We start from the raw sequence: 17,251 nt of genomic DNA, 5'->3' as shown, positions 1-17,251 counted from the left end.
TTTCTTAACATAATTGTAACTTTACTTATAAATGTTCAATAAAAGAACGTTCTTTTTTTAATAAAATTATAATACATTTTATCTAATTTTTTCTTTTAATTTTAAATCTAAAAAAGATTCTCAAAATCAGTTTTTGTATTGATTGTATCGTTTTTTCAATATTTCAGAAGGTAAAATAACAGGATAAGCTGTTAATAATCAGCTTTAAAACAATTTATGCAAATTTATTATCTATATTTATTCTAAATTAATATATTTGCAGCATGAATACGATTGTCCCTTTCAAAGTACCGGCTTTGACTCCTGCTTTTTCGTTCAGTAATGAAGATATGAATTGTGGCACAAAGAAATCCTGCTGCAAGAAGTTTAAAAAAGGAAAAAGATGTAAATCTTGTCCGGGAAGGAAGAAAATGGCTTAATTGCTATAGTTTTTCACTAAAAAATAAATCGCCAGAATCAACAGCAAAACAGCTGCGATTATTCTCGCAATTTTTGGCTGGCCATGCGGATTTGCAACTGTTCTCGGTTGTGATTTGAATAATTCTTCCGCTTTTTCTCTGAATTTTTCGCCTTCACTTTCAAAGACTTCCGTAATGGTAATTCCCTGGACTACTGTTTTATGCAAAAGCGAATTCGTCGCATGAAGTAAAATCTGGAATTTTCCGTCTTTAAATTCCGTTATTTTAAAAACTCTTTCTCCATAAGATTTTTCGAGTCCGAAAGGTAAAACTTTCACTACATCGGCATTTTGGGTCTGCCAGCTAATGATAATTTCCTCTCCTTTTTTCGCATGAATTTTATTCGCCGTAAACGTTTTGATCGCCGGCGGAATATTATATCTGAAACTTTTCTGGTGACTTTCTAAATTCTGGTCGTAAGTGTATCTTCTGCTTTTGTCGCTCAATGTTTCGTAAGCTTCCTGAATTTCACGAAAACGGTCTGCAAAAAAGTCGTCATTTTCGTTTTTGTCGGGATGATATTTTAAAGACAGTTTTCTATAAGCTTTTTTGATGTCCTCTTCCGAAGCATCATGAGAAATCCCAAGAAAATAGTAGTAATCTTTCATTTGAACTATGCAAAAATAAGGAATTTGGGATTGCGAGCAAAGCGAAGCAATCTCTTTTTTAACGCAAAGTTTGCAAGGATTTTTTGCAAGGATTGAATATATTTTTCGTTCGCAAAGACCTTTCACTCAGCACAGATTGGATGATTAGAATATACATTCAGTTTGTCATTCAGAGCGGAACGAAGTGGAGCGTAGAATCTATATTTATTTTGCAGGTATTTTTTTTAATCTTTGTTGAGATTCCTACGGAATGACAAACTGTATGGTGATTTTGTAATGTTGAAAAGAATGACTACCACTCTAGCCCCGATTGAAGAGAAAATCCTTTTTTGAAAAAAAAGATTGCAACGAAAAGCGGGATATAGCTTCAAACAATATAAGCAATGAGTGATTTTGGTAATAGAGATTCTTCCTTCGTCAGAATGACAATTGTTATATTTATAGTTTTGAGATTACTTCGTCACTTCTGAACTACATTCGCATACCTTCAGTCTGTTCGCAATGACGCAAAAAAATTCCGGCGCGGGAAGCTCTGCTTCCCGCGCCGGAATTAACAATTTCAATTTAGTTTACTTTCTATTATGCTTCTGCAATATTTTCTTTTTTCTCAAATCCTCTGTGGCGGCATCTTGAAGCAAATTCTTTCTTGAATTTTCCTTTCAATTCCTGATATTGCTCTTCATTCATTTCTCTGATCTTGTCAGCCAATCCGAAAGGAGATTTTTCTTTGATTCCGTATTCTTCGAAAATACCTTTTACAAATCTTTTTCTTTCGATTGCTTTTTTAGCGATCATTGCTATGCCGGCTACGGCTAATGCTCCCAGAGCACCTTTTAATACTGAATTTTTCATTTTTTCAAAATTTTAAATTTTACTACTTCTTGTTTTTTATATAGACGAATGAATTTTAATTTTACTTTACTACTTCTAAAATTTTTATTATTCGTTTGTTCTGTTGTGTCGGTTGAAAAATCCTCCTGAACATCTGTCTTTCCAGACTTCTTTAAATTTTTCTCTTTCTTCGGGAGATAGGCTCATCATTCTGTCTCTCATCATTTTCTTTTCTTTAAAATCTCTCATTCCTTTTCCAAAATGGAAACCTCCGAAAAGGATTTTACTTAAAATCAAAATTCCCATTGCCTGCCAATAGGTAATCGATTTCACGCCTAAAATATCGGGAAGCAGACAATTCCAAAGGGACATGACGATCCATGTAACTCCCAGTAAAATCAATGGTGGACACAGAAATAAAAAAATCCACCCTTTTTTATGTTTATGATTCATATCTTTCTTTTTTTACTAACTATTTAAATCTTCGTATAATTTTTTCAATCTGTTTCTCAAATGCTTTATCGCATAGTTTTTCCGACTGATAATTGTTTTAATATTTTCGCCCTGCTCATCGGCTATTTCCTGGAGGGTTTTGTCGTTGAGCTCGTTTTCTACATAGACGAGCCTTTGTTTTTCAGGCAATTCATCCAATGCTTCAAAAAGCTTTTTCCAAATTTCATCCTGAAACATTTTCACTTCCGGACCTGCGCTTTCATCAAGCAAAAGAATGTCTTTTATGGAAAAACTTCCGTCTTCATCTTCGTAGACAAAATCTTCAAGATTTTCAGTTTTCTTTTTTCGGTATTTGTCCGTGATTTTATTTGCTGTCACTCTGTACAGCCAGCCGCCAACGTTCACAATTTCAGAAAGATTGGTAATACTGCTGAACTGATACCAAACCTCCTGCAGAATATCTTCCGCATCTTCCGTATTTTTTACTTTCGGGCGAATGTAAGACATCAGCTTTCCGCCGTACTTTGTAACGGTTTGTGAGATGATATTTTCCTTCTCTTTTTGCGGCATTGTTATTTTTTCGACAATCTCCATATTGCTATGACGATTGATATTTTTGTTTTACTTTAATAAATTTAAAATATTTTTCCGGAAATTCAGTTTTTCTTTTATTAATCGTGTTTTTAATTGTTTTTTTGTAATCATTGATTTTAAATAAACACTAATAACACAAATCTTTACACTAATGCCACAAATAATTTCCATCGTGTCATTTGTGAAAATCATTTGTGCTATTTGTGTTTAAAACAAAAAAACGGAAAGCAAAAACACTTCCCGTTTAATTAATTATAAAATTCTAGCTTATTTATTAAAATTTTCAGCAAAAAAGCCTAACATTGATTTATACAGTTCAAGCCTGTTGGGTTCTTTTCCGAATCCGTGTCCTTCATCGTATTTTACCATGTACGGAACTTCAAAACCTTTTCCTCTCAATGCTTTTACGATCTGATCAGATTCATTGATATTCACTCTTGGATCATTCGCTCCCTGAACAACAAATAAAGGTTTTTTAATCTTATCAATCTGGAAAACAGGCGAAACTTCTTTTGCAATTTTTGCTTCTTCAGGATTATCCAAATCATACCAGATTTGCTTTACCATTTCTTTGTAAGGCTTCCAGTATTCCGGAAAAGAGTCGAAAAAGGTGAAAATATTTGAAACTCCCACGTAATCAACGCCACAAGAATATAAATCCGGAGTTTTGATCAACCCCATCAAAGTCGCGTAACCACCGTGACTTCCACCGTAAATGGCCACTTTATCTTTATCAACCCAACCTTGTTGAATGACGTATTTTACCCCATCTTCAACATCATCCATCGCTTTTCTGCCGATTTGCTTATAACCCGAAGTCTGAAATTCTTTACCGTAACCTCCTGAAATTCTGAAATTAACCTGCAACGTCGCATATCCTCTGCTCGCAAACAATTGCGTCTCAGGATTGAACCCCCAATCATCTCTGATCCCTTGCGGGCCGCCGTGAGGATTAACAATTAAAGGGACTTTTTTGCCTTCCAGAGCGGCTTTCGGCATTGTAATGTATCCGTGAATCGTCAAACCATCTCTGCTTTTAAATTCGATCGGTCGCATTTCTGCCATATCCTCTTCTTTTAACTGCGGCATTAAGTCGAAAAGAAGTTTTATGCTTTTTGATTTTGTATCGTATTCATAGTATTTTCCGTACAGCTTGTCACTGTCAACAACGACCAAAAGCTTAGTATCATTATCATCGGAGGAAGCTATATAAAACTGTTTATCTCCAAATTCGGAAGCGAGCTTATCATGAACTTCCCTGTAAAATTTACTTACCGGAATTGTCTCATTTTTAATTCCTGTGTAACTAATGTAATCAAGCTCATAATTTCTGTTTTTTCCGGCAACACTGATTGAGCTTACATCAAACGTAGGATTTGAATAAATTTCTTTAATAACAGCATTTTTCTTTAAATCATACAAAACAATTTTTGTTTTATCACTGTCAAGATTTGATACAGCGTATGCTTCATCTTTATTATCGGAATTATCGTTAAATCTGATAATGCTGAATGTATCTTTCCAATCCGTTGATTTCAAAAGATTGAATTTACCTGTCTGTAGATCTTTATAATATGTTTTGGTTGTCAACCCGTTTTCAAGAACAATATATCCTCTCAGATTACCGTCTTTATCAAAAAGATAATCATCAATCGGACTATTAACATCTTTATTTTCATACAATTGCGTCATTTCGCCTGTATTGAAATTGATTTTATAAGGTTCAAAAATCTGCTTATTGTTTTTATTCATTGTAACAATCACAAATTCAGTGTCTTTGATCAATCTTACGGAACCTAGAGTAATGCCTTCAAAAGGAGTTAAATCTTTAAGGTTTTTCCCGTCAATATCTGCGGCATACAAATGGATATTTTCATTTCCTCCTTTATCCTGAGTATAAAAAAGGCGTTTTTTATCAAGCCAGCCGTAGCTTTTGATCAGGTCGTCTTTTTCAACAAGTGATTTTGTAATTTTTCCTGTTGTAAGATCTTTTACGTAAACATGATTCTTCATGTCCTTGTCTTTTTCTTTGTAAGAAAGGTACTGCCCATCGGGAGAAATTTTAAATTGTGAAGCTTTTGGTCTTGCAAAATAGTCTTCAACTTTATATTTAAAATTCCCTTTATCATAAGAGATAAGCTTATCCAGAGTAGCCTTTGAAGAGACTAATGTAGGATCGCCCGGTAGCTTTTTGGTGCTGCTTTGTGCATTCATCATAATGGCTGATAGTACAACTTGCGCGGTTGTAAAAATTTTAGAATTGAGGTTCATACTAATAGGTTGGTTTGGTTCGAAATTATTATTTATATGTTTATCTATAAGACATTAAAACAATATAAAATGTTACAAAAATTTCTCTCCATTCCTAAAATTTAACAAAAAAACGGAAAGAAAAATTCTCCGCTTTAATTGTTACGATTATATTTAATTCAGATATATCCCGAAATACCACGTCCAGACAATTAAAATAACCTGCATCGGGATTCTTTCTTTATAAAGATATCTCATTCCGGGACCGGTGTAATCTCCTTTGAAGATATTAACCTTTTTCTTTGATGAATTAATATTCGCCAGGAAAACCAAAACAAAGAAAATTATTAATAAAATCGCAGTCGTTTCACGAATTGATGGAATCATTAAACCAATTCCGGCAGCGATTTCAATAATTCCGGTAAAATATACCCAAAACATTTTAGCAGGAATAAAATCAGGAATCATCAACGCCATTCCTTTTTGAAATTTAAAATGTGAAAGCCCCGTAAAAATGATGAAAACCGCCATTCCCAGGTTTCCTGAAAATAAAAAATTCCAGCTTCCCTGGAAGATTTTTGTAGCCAATAAAGCCAGAATAAAAGTCGTAAAAAGGATCGTTAATAATTTCATATTTGATTTTTATTTTATTTACCACAGATTTCACAGATTTGCAGAGATGATTGCGCATATTTTTTAATTGCAATATATAAAACGTATCATCTGTGCAAATCTGCGAAATCTGTGGGATAAAGGTAAATTATTTCTCAGCAAGATTTTTCACAATTTCCAAACCTTTTATAAAACCCGTATTCATATGCTCTTCCCAGTTTTTTTCGACCTGAACTTCTGTATGGAGTTTTGTTTTTCCGTCAAAATCTATTAAAATATATTTTTCAAAGCATCCGCTCCATTGCTTGATTTCCATGCTTTCGGTATCTTCTACTCCATTTTTATCCACCATTCCTAAATGTTTAAAAATAATCTGATTTGGCTCGTCTAAACTGTCGATTGTAGAAACCATTCCTTCATTGTTCATGTCCAGAAAATATGTTTTTCCTCCGACTTTCCAATCGGATTTCATTTGGGACTGAGAAGCGGGATTGAAAAACTGCGTCCATTCTCTGTAGGTTTCAGGATTCCAAAGAATATCCCAAACCTTTTGCTTAGGTGCATTGATTACTGTTTCGTATGATAAAGTTTCCATATTTTTATTTTTTGTGATCTGATTTAAATTAAACACTAATTTTATTTGTGAAAATTATTAATGATATTTGCTTACTAAAGTTGATTTTCAGAAAGATTTTTCACAATTCCCAACGCTTTTGGAAATTTATCTTCAAAAAACTCTTTGAATTCAGCAGGAGTCTGAATTTCAGCTTTTAATTCTGTTCCGTCATCTTTTTCCTCCAAAATATAAGATTCCGTTGCTTCTCCCCAATTTTGAGGAGCTTCAACCCCATCATAAATTTCTCCGAGATGCAAAAATTTCATTTCCTTATGAGGAATATTTTTCTCAACACGGCTGTACATTCCGTTGTTTTTAGGATCGAGAAATTTCACCGTACTTCCTTCCTCTAATGTCCCCTGATAAAACGAGCCTTCGGTAAAAGCTGTCGTCCATTGTCTATAGGTTATTTCACCCCAAAGTACGTCCCAAACTCTTTCCGGACTGGTATTGATCTGGATTGTATATACCAAAGTTTCCATTTTTACTATTTAAGTGGTTTTTAATTAATTTTATCCTCCTACAAAATCGCCTCCGTTAATATGAATGATTTCTCCGGTAATAAAGCTCGAATCCTCGGAAGCCAGAAAAACATAGGCCGGAGCAACTTCTGAGGGCTGGCCGGCTCTTTTCATAGGATTATCTTTTCCAAAAGTTGATAAATCATCGAAAGTTTCTTTCACAAGCGGCGTCCAGATCGGTCCGGGAGCAACTCCGTTTACGAGAATTTTCTTTTCTGCAAGATTTGTTGCCAGAGACCGGATAAATGTTGCAATAGCGCCCTTTGTAGCCGAATAATCAATCAGATGATCGCTTCCCCTGTACGCCGTAACTGAAGTCGTACAGATAATTCTGCCGCCTTTTTTCATTAAAGGTAAAAAATCTCTTGTTACGCTAATCATCGAAATAATATTCACATTAAAAGTTTCCTGAATCTGCTGGTCGGAGATCTTTTCAATATCATTTTTAGGAAACTGAATTCCGGCATTATTAACCAGAATATCAAGTGTTTTCCATTCTTTTTTGATCTTCTCCAAACATTTTGTTTTAAATGGTTTTTTAGAGATATCACCTTTCAGCAAAATGCACTTCCGGCCTTCTTTTTCTACCAGTTTTTGGGTTTCTTTGGCGTCTTTATCGCTTTCTTTATAAATGATCGCAATATCTGCGCCTTCTCGGGCAAAATGCACGGCAACCGCTTGTCCGATTCCACTGTCTCCACCAGAAATTACAGCTTTTTTACCAAGTAATTTTTTGCTTCCTAAATAGCTTTTACGGATAATTTCAGGAAATAAACCTTCTTGAGGAACTTTTGACTTTGATTGTGACTTATTCTGCGTCTTCATAAGCAATTTTTTTTCAAAATACTATCAAACAATAAGCCGAAATCACTTTTAAGAATTATAAGCTTCTTCTAAATCTTTAATGATAATTTTCTGCATTTTCATCATCGCCTGAACTACTTTCTGAGCTTTTTCCTGATCATGATCGCTCATCAGCTGAATTAATTTTTTCGGAACAATCTGCCAGCTAAAACCATATTTATCCTTTAACCAGCCGCACATGCTTTCCCTTCCTCCACCGGAAGTCAGCGTATTCCAAAGATGATCTGTCTGCTCCTGATCATCGGTCATAACAACCATCGAAATACCTTCATTGAAATCAAATTTGTGGTCATAAGAATTATCCATGCAAAACAAATTGTATCCGTCAATCACAAAATGGGCGTGCTGTACATTTTCAGGAACTTCGTTTGCTTCGCCTCCATCTTTATATTTTAATACATTTCCAATGCTGGAATTCGGGAAAGTCTGCGTGTAAAATTCCATTGCTTCCATCGCTTTTCCGTTATTTTCATGAATAAACATTAAAGTCGGAACAATTTTCTGGTCATTTTGTTTTTCACCTAAAAATATTTGCCATGTAACCCCGAATTTATCACGAACCCAACCATATTTTTTACTCCAGGGATAAGAATCCAAAGGCATCAATGCCATTCCGCCTTCCATTAACTGGTCCCAGGATTTCTGAACCTCATCTTCCGTTTCACAAATTACCATGAACGAAACTGAGGCATTTTTTTCAAAATGAGGCCCGCCGTTCAGTAACATAATTTTTTGACCAAAAAGATCAATATTCATTACAACAGGTGTATCTGCGGTAATTTTTCCGTCAAATACTTTACAATAAAATTCTGCTGATTGTTTTGCGTCTCCGTCGTACCAAAGACACGGGAAAATATCGTTGTTCATTATTTTAAATTTAAGAGTTGATTTGTCATTGCGAGCGAAAACGAGGCATCTTTTAATATTTTATTACTTTAAGATTAAAAATTTAACAATTAAGATTTAGTTAAGTTTTTATGAATATTAAGTTGAGATTGGTTCGCTCGCAATAACAAAGTGAATGTTTAGTTTTAATTATTTTTAAAAGAAATCTGATTTTCTTTCATATAAATTTTTAGCTTTTGCATTGCATTTTTTCCGAAACCGTGAAGCTGCATAATTTCTTGCTCGGAATAATCCGACAGTTTTTCTAAAGAATCGATTTTTTCTTTTTCCAAAGCCCGTCTTGCTGGCATCGCAATGATACCTTTTAAAAAATCTCCTTCCACAACATGACTAACAACGCAAATAGAGCTCAAACATTTCGCCATTATTATTAAGTTTATCATGATTGCAAAAAAAAGGTTTTTAGTTATTCTCAACGTATTTGTGAAAATTATTCAAAATAGCGTACCAGCCATTTCTTTGCATTTCCACAGGATTTTGTTTCTCCGGATCAAATATTTCGGTAATTTTTGTTGTATTTTCATCAATTTTATCGAAAATTACTTCTACTTTTCTACCATCCTCCATATGATATTTTATTCTCTCATTTGGGCTTACCTCATCATAAATTCCTTCAAAGTCGAAACCAAAGCTTCCGTCTTTAGCTTCCATCCTGGTTTTGAATTTCCCACCCACTTTAAGGTCATTTTCAGAACTTGGGCAATGCCAGCTTTCATCAGCAAAGGTCCATTTTGTAATATGTTCAGGATCGTTGAAATAATCCCAAACCTTTTGTACAGGCGCTAAAATTGTAATATCAATCGTAATTGGCTCCATATAATTGTATTTTTTTCAGTTGAATTAAAGGGCAACCAGAAATTCGGTTACCCTTTTATAATTTAGTTTAAATATAAGATTATTTTGCGTATTCTTCATTATAGTTCACCATCCAATGAATACCATATTTATCCTGGAAGCTACCGAAATAGTCGCCCCAAAACTGATCCTCAATCGGCATTTCTATGTTTCCGCCTTCTGAAAGGCCTTTAAAAATTCTATCAGCTTCTTCCCTCGATTCAGGGAAAATTGAAACATAATTGTTATTTCCTACGTTCAGCGTTTGTCCGAAACTTGGAACAATGTCTGAAGCCATCAATAAATCTCCGCCAATCGGAAGCGCGATGTGCATCACTCTGTTTTTTTCTTCATCTGAAAGATTTTCAGTTCCGGGAGCATTTCCCATTTTGTGGATTCCTCCAACGAATTCTCCTCCAAAAATGGATTGGTAAAAAGTGAAAGCTTCTTCTGCTTTCCCATCAAAATTTAAATACGGATTTAATTTAGCCATGATATTTTATTTTAAAAGTTTGTTTTTTTATTAAACACAAATGACTCAAATATTTTTCACGAATAGCACTAATAAAGATTTGTGAAAATTTGTGTAAAGAATTTGTGTTATTAGTGTTTTATTTTAAACGCAAAGAGCGCAAAGATTTTTTAATCTAATTGAAAATATTTTTCGTTCGCAAAGGCGTTTCACTCAGCAAAGGCTGAACGTATAAGTTTGCCATTCTGACGAAGGAAGAATCTCTCCTAATAATATTAAACTTATTTTTTTTTAAAGTCTAAAAGCTTATTGATTTAAAAACTTCTCAATTTCACTCACCGTTGAATCAATCAGTTTCCCATCCACATTTCCTCCGAAATCAGCCATCATATAAGAACCGTGAGTTGCGGGAAGAATCATTAGCTGAGCGTTTTCCACCAAACGCCACATTTCAACAGTGTGTTCGGGTTTCATCACATCTTTATCGCCGGAAATGAATAAGGTCGGAGATTTTATTGATGTTAAAATTTTCTCGTGCCAATCTTCGAAAGTCTGCATTCTTTTGCTGTCTTTGTCGAAAAGATTTTCAAGTTTTGAAAAGTCGGGATTTAAGTTTAAAAAGTTGATTTTCAAAGGTTCAGGCATTGATTCTAAAGTTGCTTCTGCCATACTTTCGAAAAATCCGTTCATCATTCCGTTTTTTTTGTAAAAAGCCGATGCAACGATCAGTTTTTCAACCATTTCAGGATGTCGATGAGCTATTTGCATTACCGTATTTCCACCGTTGCTGAAACCCCAAAATGAAGCTTTTTCAATATTTAATTCTCTCAAAAGAGCGGCAACATCATCGGCATCCTGCTCAAAGGTTTCAGGAATGTCTCGGTGTTCGGTCATTCCGTGATTTTGGAGATCGATTCCGATTAATTGAAATTTGTTTTCAAGTCTTGAAATGACTTCTTTAAAATCAAACAAAATCGAAGAACCTCCGCCGTGAATCAATACCAAAGGCTTTCCGGAACCGTAGATTTCATAATACATCTGAATTCCGTTGACGCTTTTATGACCTTTTTCAACCGGATTCATATTAATATTTTAAATCTTTATCAAAATCATATTTCATTCCCTCGTAGCCAAGAATTCTGCGCATTAATCCTATTTGCCCGCACAGATAATCTTCACGACCGATGCACATTCCTACAAAATTCAGAACTGTTTCCGGGAAAAAATCAATATTCATTCCCATAGGAAAAGCTTTGTCTAATTCTTCATCGGAAATATCCAATAATTTGTTGTAAACAAGCGGTGAGATTTTATGAAAATCATCTTTAAGCTGTTGTAAAGTTGGATAATTCAAACTTTCATCCAATGCCTTTCCCTGAAAGAAAAAATCTTTAAATTCAAATTCCTGACTGATTCCTAAAACATTTCCCAACGCGTAACGCATATCGAGAAAATTTCCAACCATCCAAACGATGTGATTGGTTCTGCCTTCGATTCTTTTCAAAGCATTTTCTTCAGAAATTCCGTCGAGAACCATCAGAAAATTCTGACTGTGGCCTCGAAAAGCAGGAATTATGATGTCTAATTTTTTTGATTTTGGCGTATCCATTTGTTTTGTTTTATTTTTTTGTTTTCCACAGATCTCTTAGATTTACACAGATAATTGTGTTTATTTTTGTGATTTGTGTCTAATTTTCTCTCGTAGATTTATTTTATGGCTCCGGATTTTCCTAAAATCCTTCTGAGATAACCGAATTGGCCGCTGTGGTAAATTTCGTGAAGAGATAATCCTGAAACATCATTAATTATTGCAGGATCAAGGCTTTCAAGGCTGTTTAGTTTTGTTTCAAACTTATTTTGGGATTCTTTTAAATAAGATTTTAATTCTTCAAAGCTTACAAATTCATCTTTTCTCTTCAAAGGAATTTCACCTCTGTTGTAGCAGGAAAATTTTTCGTTATCCCAAACCGATTCTTCCCCTAAAATATTTAAAAACGCATTTCTTATGTAAATTAAATGTCCCAGAACCCAATTCATACAATTGGCTTCACCATTAGGAAAAATCATGGCTTCTTCGTTTGAAATATCATTGATATTCATTGAAATCACTTTGTAATTGCTGGATACCAGATATTTTATAATTTCAATATCGTTTGATTTTGCTTCCATTTAATTATCCTTGAGGAAGTTGAGAAAGATCTGCAAATGTTACATTCCAGCCATGCCCATTGATGTCCCAAAAAGAATTTTGATACATCCAGCCATAATCCTGCGGCTCCTCGTGCTGTGTTGCTCCGTTTTCCACCGCTGCATTCACCACCTGATCAACTTCTTCACGGCTATTTAATCCGATCGCCACCAAAACCTGTGTTGTATCACCTTTTGGAACCGGTCTTTCTGAAAAAGTCTGAAAATATTCTTCCGTCAGAAACATAACATAAATATTATCCTCTTTCATTACCACGCAAACAGCTTTCTCATCTGAAAACTGCTCATTAATCGTGAAGCCTAGTTTTGTCCAAAACTCTTTTGTTTTCTGGATATCCTTTACCGGCAGATTGACATAAATTTGATTGATGTTCATTTTGTAATTTTTAATGTTAAACTTTTAACCAAAATTACCGAGTTGCCGCGAAAGTCATCTTGTCATAAGGCAAGATTTAAATTTTCTTTGGATGAGAAACCAATTCTTTGCGGATTCTGCTTAAAGAAGTATCTGTAACTCCCAGAAAAGAAGCGATTTGCTTTAAAGGCGCAAATTGAATCACGTGAGGTTTTTGTTCTAAAAGATTGAGATAACGTTTTGTTGCAGAAAGGGTAAACATCTCTACAGAACGCTGTTTATAAACGAAAAGCTGTTGAGACATCCATGCCCTGCCCCATTCTCTGAGGTTCGGTATTTTGTGGAATAATCCCTGGAAGGTTTCAAAATCAAATCTCAGGCATTCGCAATCTGTAATGCAGACGATATTTTCCTGCGTCGGGATTCTTTGAAATAAGGAGGAAACTTCGATAATAATTTCATTTTCAACAAAAAAGTGTGTTGTCACTTCATTTCCGTTGAAATCATTGACAAATGACCGGGCCAAACCTTTCTCCAAAATATAATATTCATTGGCGGTTTTTCCTTCTTCAAGAATCATTTCTCCTTTCTGGAAAAATACTTTTTCATGGGCATGAAATATCTCTTCAAGCTCCTCGGATAAGAAAAAAGGGAAATCATAACAGATTTCTAAGGCTTTGTTTGTCATCAAGTCAATGTTTTTTTGAAAGGTTTTAAAATTAAAAGTTTTATTTAATATTTCAAAGCTCAGGAAGCAAATTGGCTGTTTTTTAACAAAGATTGGGAAGGCGCTTTGCAGATTTGGCATTTTAATTGAGCGTTCTATTATAATTAAAATGAAAAGAAAATGAAAAAATTACTCATAACAGCATTACTTGTAGGCACTTTTAGTTTAAGTTATGCACAGTCAGACTATTATAATGATTACAGAAGAAGCATTTCTGATGTCAACTGGCAAACGGTAATTGCAGATCTGTTACTGTCGAAAACACAGGCCAATGAAATATATGCCTTAAATGACAGATACGACAATTACAATTCGTGGAACAAGGTATATGTACACAACCCTGACCGGTGGAGAGAAGACCGATATACCGAGATGGAAAGAATCTTAGGAAGAGAAAAATATCTTAAGTTTAAAAATAAATATTATAAAGGCCAAAATCCTGTTGCCGTCTACAACAGAAACAAAAATAATGATAAACGGTACAAGCACATGGACAAAAAAGTAAAAGTGCACAAATCAAAACACGGAAACGGTCATCATTAAACAATCTATCAATTATATTTAATCTTAAAAATGGCTGGTCGCAGGACCGGTCATTTTTATTTTATCTATTGTTATTATTTTATGACGAATTATTGTTTGAATTTTATAATTTTGAACCATGGAATCTAGAGAATCAATAAAAGGATTTTACGAGCGAAATGCATTAAATAAAGGCCTGCAATGCCTAAAAACTCCGGGAGTCGGCCATTTTAATGTCTTTGAACGTGAAAATTGTTCATCAATTACACCATACAGCAGAAGAGATTATTATAAAATTTCATTGATTATAGGAAAAGGTAAACTTCATTATGCAGACAAATGGATTTATGTTGACAAACCCGCCTTGTTGTTTTCAAACCCTGTAATTCCCTATTCCTGGGAGGCCGAAAATGATGATCAGAAAGGCTGGTTCTGCCTTTTTACAGACCAGTTTTTACAAAATGGGAACCGTCTTGGAACACTTCAGGATTCACAGCTTTTTAAAGTTGGCGGAACTCCGATTTTCTTTATCAATGAAGAACAGCAGAAGACAATTTCTGATATTTTTATTAAAATGATGTCGGAAATCCAGTCTGATTATCTTCATAAATATGATATGCTTCGGGCCTATCTTCACCTTTTGGTTCATGAAACCATGAAAATTCACCCTGCAGAAAATTTTGAACATTATCAGAATGCTTCTCAACGCGTTGCCTCCTTATTTATGGAATTGCTTGAAAGACAGTTCCCTATTGACAGCCCCGAAGCTTATTTAAAATTGAAAACACCAACTGATTATGCGGAAAACCTTTCCATTCACGTAAATTCCCTAAACCGTTCTGTGAAGGAGATTACAGGCAAAACGACAAGCCAGCAGATCGCCTCCAGAATTATACAGGAAGCTAATGCATTATTGAAACATACGGATTGGAATGTCTCTGAAATCGCTTATGGATTAGGCTTTGAAGAGCCTGCATATTTTACAAATTATTTCAAAAAACAAACCGGAACAACCCCAAATGCAGTAAGAACTCATCTTGTTTGATTTTTATAATTCTTAGTTTGAATTCTATATTGTAATTATTTTGGCCTTGTTATAATTTTGTACCAATAATTTTAAATCACAAACAATCATGAAATTTAGAAAATTAGGAAACACAGGACAGCAGTTATCTGCTATTGGTCTGGGATGTATGGGAATGAGCTTTGCTTACGGACCCGCAGACGAGCAGGAAAGCATCAGCACGTTACACAAAGCTCTTGATCTTGGCGTAAATTTCTGGGATACCGCCGATATGTACGCAAACGGTGAAAATGAAAAACTTATCTCAAAAGTATTGGTTCCGAATCGTGATAAAATTTTTATTGCTACAAAATTCGGATTCAGGTTTAAAGATGGAAAAGCCAGCCACAGTGGTGCTCCCGGGACTTATTTCGACGGTTCTTCGGAATGGATCAAACAGGCTGTAGATCAAAGCCTTCAACGCTTAAAAATTGACGAAATCGATCTTTATTATGCTCACCGAATTGACCCAAATGTACCTGTTGAAGAGACTGTCGGAGCTATGGCGGATCTTGTAAAAGCCGGAAAAGTTAAATATCTTGGCCTATCTGAAGCTTCAGCTGAATCTATACGAAAAGCGAATAAAATTCATCCTATCACAGCTTTACAGTCAGAATATTCACTTCTTACAAAAGATATTGGAAAGGAAATTTTACCAACCATCAGAGAACTTGGAATTACTTTGGTTCCTTATTCTCCCTTAGCAAGAGGACTTTTCTCGAATATCAATGAAGTTCAGAATTTCGGGGATGATGATTTCAGAAAATCGCTGCCACGTTATCAGCAGGAAAACCTTGAAAACAACAAAAACTTAGCTCAAGAAATTAATGACTTTGCAGCTTCAAAAGGTGTAAAGGGAACTCAATTGGCTTTGGCCTGGGTCTTAAACCAAGGAGAAGACATTATCCCGATTCCGGGAACAAAAAGAATTAAATACCTGGAAGAAAATATTGCAGCGACCCAAATCGAACTTTCAGCATCTGATGTAGAAACCATCGACTCTATCTTGAAAAAATATCCGAATATCGGGGAAAGATATAGCGAAGGCTCTATGAAATTAGTAAATAACTAAAACATTCACAATTTTTAGGTTCCTGAATATTATAAACAGGAACCTAAGTTTTTTATGAAAAGATTTAATGACAGGAATGAAAACTCTTAAAGAAAAAAATCAATTTATAGCAACAATTCTGGCTTTTGCTGTAATACCCATGTCCGGTCTGGCGACGGATATTTATTTACCTTCAATGCCAAGCATGGCAGCCGAGCTCCATAAGTCGGAAGCCAGCATCCAGCTTACTTTATCTATCTTTTTAATCAGTTATGGAATAACGCAATTTTTTGCGGGAAGCATTGTTGATTCATTCGGAAGGTACAGAGTTTCAATGTTATCACTGGCTCTATTTGTTGTTTCGTTTATTATTACCGCTACAACAAAAGATATCATGGTAATTTACGCTATGCGTGTGCTACAAGGGATCTTGTCGGGTTTTGCAGTCGTTTCCAAGCGGGCTTTTTTTGTAGATGTATATGAAGGAGACAAACGGAAGCACTATTTAAGCATTATGACAATTGTATGGTCTGTAGGCCCCATTATTGCACCTTTTATAGGCGGTTATCTACAAAAACACTTCGGTTGGCAGTCTAATTTTTATGTTTTAGCAGGATACAGCTTGTTGCTTTTACTATTAGAATTTATTTTTTCAGGAGAAACTTTAAAAAAGAGGAATCCTTTTCATATTGATTTTCTGATCAAAGAATATAATTCAATGTTTAAAACCAAAGATTTTTTCTATGGTATGCTGATGTGCGGTTTAAGTTATTCAATCGTCATGTTCTTCAATCTTTGCGGATCTTTTATTATTGAGCATAAAATGGGATATTCTGAAGTAGTTGCAGGTTCTGTCTCGTTAATCCTGGGTTTTGCCTGGATGACAGGTGGTTTTTTAGGAAAAGCATTAATCAATAAAGCGTTTTTACCTAAAATTCGTTATGCCAACTTTATGCAGATTATTTTAATCATTTTGATGTTTGCGACTTCATATTTTACAAGTAACATTTACAGTCTGGTGATTTTTGCATTTTTAATTCATGTCACCGCCGGGTTTATCTTTAATAATTATTTCGCCTATTGCATCGGAAGATTCCCGAATTCCGCAGGGGTCGCAGGTGGTTTAACGGGCGGAGTCGCTTTCATCATTACCTCAGCCATAAGCTATGGAATTGTAAGCGTTATCAAACCTGAAATACAGCTGCAGGTTGCAGAAGGATATTTTGTACTTGGAATTTTAGGACTGTTTATTTTAAGTATGATTAAAATTAGAAAAGCACATATTTAACTGAATTTAAAAATTTAA

The 17,251-nt window shown here is 34.7% G+C and carries 23 protein-coding genes; 5 read left to right on the top strand and 18 right to left on the bottom strand.

Annotation, left to right across the window (positions count from 1 at the left end):
- The first annotated feature begins 263 nt into the window (after positions 1-263).
- Positions 264-419 (top strand): hypothetical protein, encoded by a 156-nt coding sequence (locus tag BLT04_RS18965; protein WP_170828491.1) that lies wholly within the window; start codon positions 264-266, stop codon positions 417-419.
- Here the strand turns inward: BLT04_RS18965 and BLT04_RS15540 are convergent.
- The 18 genes from BLT04_RS15540 to BLT04_RS15455 all read right to left on the bottom strand — a co-directional run bounded on the left by BLT04_RS15540 (position 416) and on the right by BLT04_RS15455 (position 13,270).
- Positions 416-1,066 (bottom strand): DnaJ domain-containing protein, encoded by a 651-nt coding sequence (locus BLT04_RS15540; protein WP_089756701.1) that lies wholly within the window; start codon positions 1,064-1,066, stop codon positions 416-418. The genes BLT04_RS18965 and BLT04_RS15540 overlap by 4 nt on opposite strands.
- Before the next feature lie 579 nt (positions 1,067-1,645).
- A complete protein-coding gene (locus BLT04_RS15535; protein WP_089756700.1) occupies positions 1,646-1,918 on the bottom strand; it encodes a hypothetical protein in 273 nt (90 codons plus the stop codon).
- Positions 1,919-2,005: 87 nt separating this feature from the next.
- Positions 2,006-2,350: a hypothetical protein gene (locus tag BLT04_RS15530; RefSeq protein WP_089756699.1), complete on the bottom strand. Its 345-nt coding sequence runs from the start codon at positions 2,348-2,350 to the stop codon at positions 2,006-2,008.
- 15 nt (positions 2,351-2,365) lie between these two features.
- A complete protein-coding gene (locus BLT04_RS15525) occupies positions 2,366-2,944 on the bottom strand; it encodes an RNA polymerase sigma factor (protein WP_089756698.1) in 579 nt (192 codons plus the stop codon).
- 267 nt (positions 2,945-3,211) lie between these two features.
- Entirely contained in the window at positions 3,212-5,215 is a 2,004-nt protein-coding gene (locus BLT04_RS15520) for a S9 family peptidase (RefSeq protein ID WP_089756697.1), read from the bottom strand.
- Positions 5,216-5,368: 153 nt separating this feature from the next.
- Positions 5,369-5,827: a DoxX family protein gene (locus tag BLT04_RS15515; protein ID WP_089756696.1), complete on the bottom strand. Its 459-nt coding sequence runs from the start codon at positions 5,825-5,827 to the stop codon at positions 5,369-5,371.
- 127 nt (positions 5,828-5,954) lie between these two features.
- Positions 5,955-6,401, bottom strand: a complete 447-nt coding sequence (locus tag BLT04_RS15510; protein WP_089757304.1) for an SRPBCC family protein — start codon at positions 6,399-6,401, stop codon at positions 5,955-5,957.
- A gap of 74 nt (positions 6,402-6,475) precedes the next feature.
- Positions 6,476-6,904, bottom strand: a complete 429-nt coding sequence (locus BLT04_RS15505) for an SRPBCC domain-containing protein (RefSeq protein WP_089756695.1) — start codon at positions 6,902-6,904, stop codon at positions 6,476-6,478.
- 30 nt (positions 6,905-6,934) lie between these two features.
- Positions 6,935-7,768 carry an SDR family oxidoreductase gene (locus BLT04_RS15500; RefSeq protein ID WP_089756694.1) on the bottom strand — a complete coding sequence of 278 codons (834 nt, stop codon included), beginning with the start codon at positions 7,766-7,768 and terminating at the stop codon, positions 6,935-6,937.
- A 48-nt stretch (positions 7,769-7,816) separates the two neighbouring features.
- Positions 7,817-8,674, bottom strand: coding sequence for a VOC family protein (locus BLT04_RS15495; RefSeq protein ID WP_089756693.1), 858 nt, complete (start codon positions 8,672-8,674; stop codon positions 7,817-7,819).
- Positions 8,675-8,838: 164 nt separating this feature from the next.
- A complete protein-coding gene (locus BLT04_RS15490) occupies positions 8,839-9,078 on the bottom strand; it encodes a helix-hairpin-helix domain-containing protein (RefSeq protein ID WP_228421984.1) in 240 nt (79 codons plus the stop codon).
- 37 nt (positions 9,079-9,115) lie between these two features.
- Entirely contained in the window at positions 9,116-9,529 is a 414-nt protein-coding gene (locus BLT04_RS15485; RefSeq protein WP_089756692.1) for an SRPBCC family protein, read from the bottom strand.
- Between the two features lie 79 nt (positions 9,530-9,608).
- Positions 9,609-10,040: a VOC family protein gene (locus tag BLT04_RS15480; protein WP_089756691.1), complete on the bottom strand. Its 432-nt coding sequence runs from the start codon at positions 10,038-10,040 to the stop codon at positions 9,609-9,611.
- Positions 10,041-10,325: 285 nt separating this feature from the next.
- Positions 10,326-11,102 (bottom strand): alpha/beta fold hydrolase, encoded by a 777-nt coding sequence (locus BLT04_RS15475; protein ID WP_089756690.1) that lies wholly within the window; start codon positions 11,100-11,102, stop codon positions 10,326-10,328.
- A 1-nt stretch (position 11,103) separates the two neighbouring features.
- Entirely contained in the window at positions 11,104-11,628 is a 525-nt protein-coding gene (locus BLT04_RS15470; RefSeq protein WP_089756689.1) for a hypothetical protein, read from the bottom strand.
- Positions 11,629-11,726: 98 nt separating this feature from the next.
- Positions 11,727-12,188 carry a hypothetical protein gene (locus tag BLT04_RS15465; RefSeq protein ID WP_089756688.1) on the bottom strand — a complete coding sequence of 154 codons (462 nt, stop codon included), beginning with the start codon at positions 12,186-12,188 and terminating at the stop codon, positions 11,727-11,729.
- 4 nt (positions 12,189-12,192) lie between these two features.
- A complete protein-coding gene (locus BLT04_RS15460; protein ID WP_089756687.1) occupies positions 12,193-12,603 on the bottom strand; it encodes a VOC family protein in 411 nt (136 codons plus the stop codon).
- A gap of 76 nt (positions 12,604-12,679) precedes the next feature.
- Complete coding sequence (locus tag BLT04_RS15455) at positions 12,680-13,270, bottom strand: Crp/Fnr family transcriptional regulator (RefSeq protein ID WP_089757302.1); 591 nt, start codon at positions 13,268-13,270, stop codon at positions 12,680-12,682.
- A 159-nt stretch (positions 13,271-13,429) separates the two neighbouring features.
- Between BLT04_RS15455 and BLT04_RS15450 the strand changes: the two genes are divergently transcribed.
- The 4 genes from BLT04_RS15450 to BLT04_RS15435 all read left to right on the top strand — a co-directional run bounded on the left by BLT04_RS15450 (position 13,430) and on the right by BLT04_RS15435 (position 17,233).
- Positions 13,430-13,852: a hypothetical protein gene (locus tag BLT04_RS15450; RefSeq protein WP_089756686.1), complete on the top strand. Its 423-nt coding sequence runs from the start codon at positions 13,430-13,432 to the stop codon at positions 13,850-13,852.
- A gap of 118 nt (positions 13,853-13,970) precedes the next feature.
- Positions 13,971-14,876 carry a helix-turn-helix domain-containing protein gene (locus BLT04_RS15445; protein WP_089756685.1) on the top strand — a complete coding sequence of 302 codons (906 nt, stop codon included), beginning with the start codon at positions 13,971-13,973 and terminating at the stop codon, positions 14,874-14,876.
- Between the two features lie 88 nt (positions 14,877-14,964).
- Positions 14,965-15,966, top strand: coding sequence for an aldo/keto reductase (locus BLT04_RS15440; protein WP_089756684.1), 1,002 nt, complete (start codon positions 14,965-14,967; stop codon positions 15,964-15,966).
- A gap of 76 nt (positions 15,967-16,042) precedes the next feature.
- A complete protein-coding gene (locus tag BLT04_RS15435) occupies positions 16,043-17,233 on the top strand; it encodes an MFS transporter (RefSeq protein ID WP_089757301.1) in 1,191 nt (396 codons plus the stop codon).
- The last annotated feature ends 18 nt before the right edge of the window (positions 17,234-17,251 follow it).

This window comes from Chryseobacterium soldanellicola (genome assembly GCF_900100115.1).
Lineage (GTDB): Bacteria > Bacteroidota > Bacteroidia > Flavobacteriales > Weeksellaceae > Chryseobacterium > Chryseobacterium soldanellicola.
The sequence above is the reverse complement of the archived record's forward strand: the minus strand, read 5'-3'. Positions and strand labels throughout refer to the sequence as shown.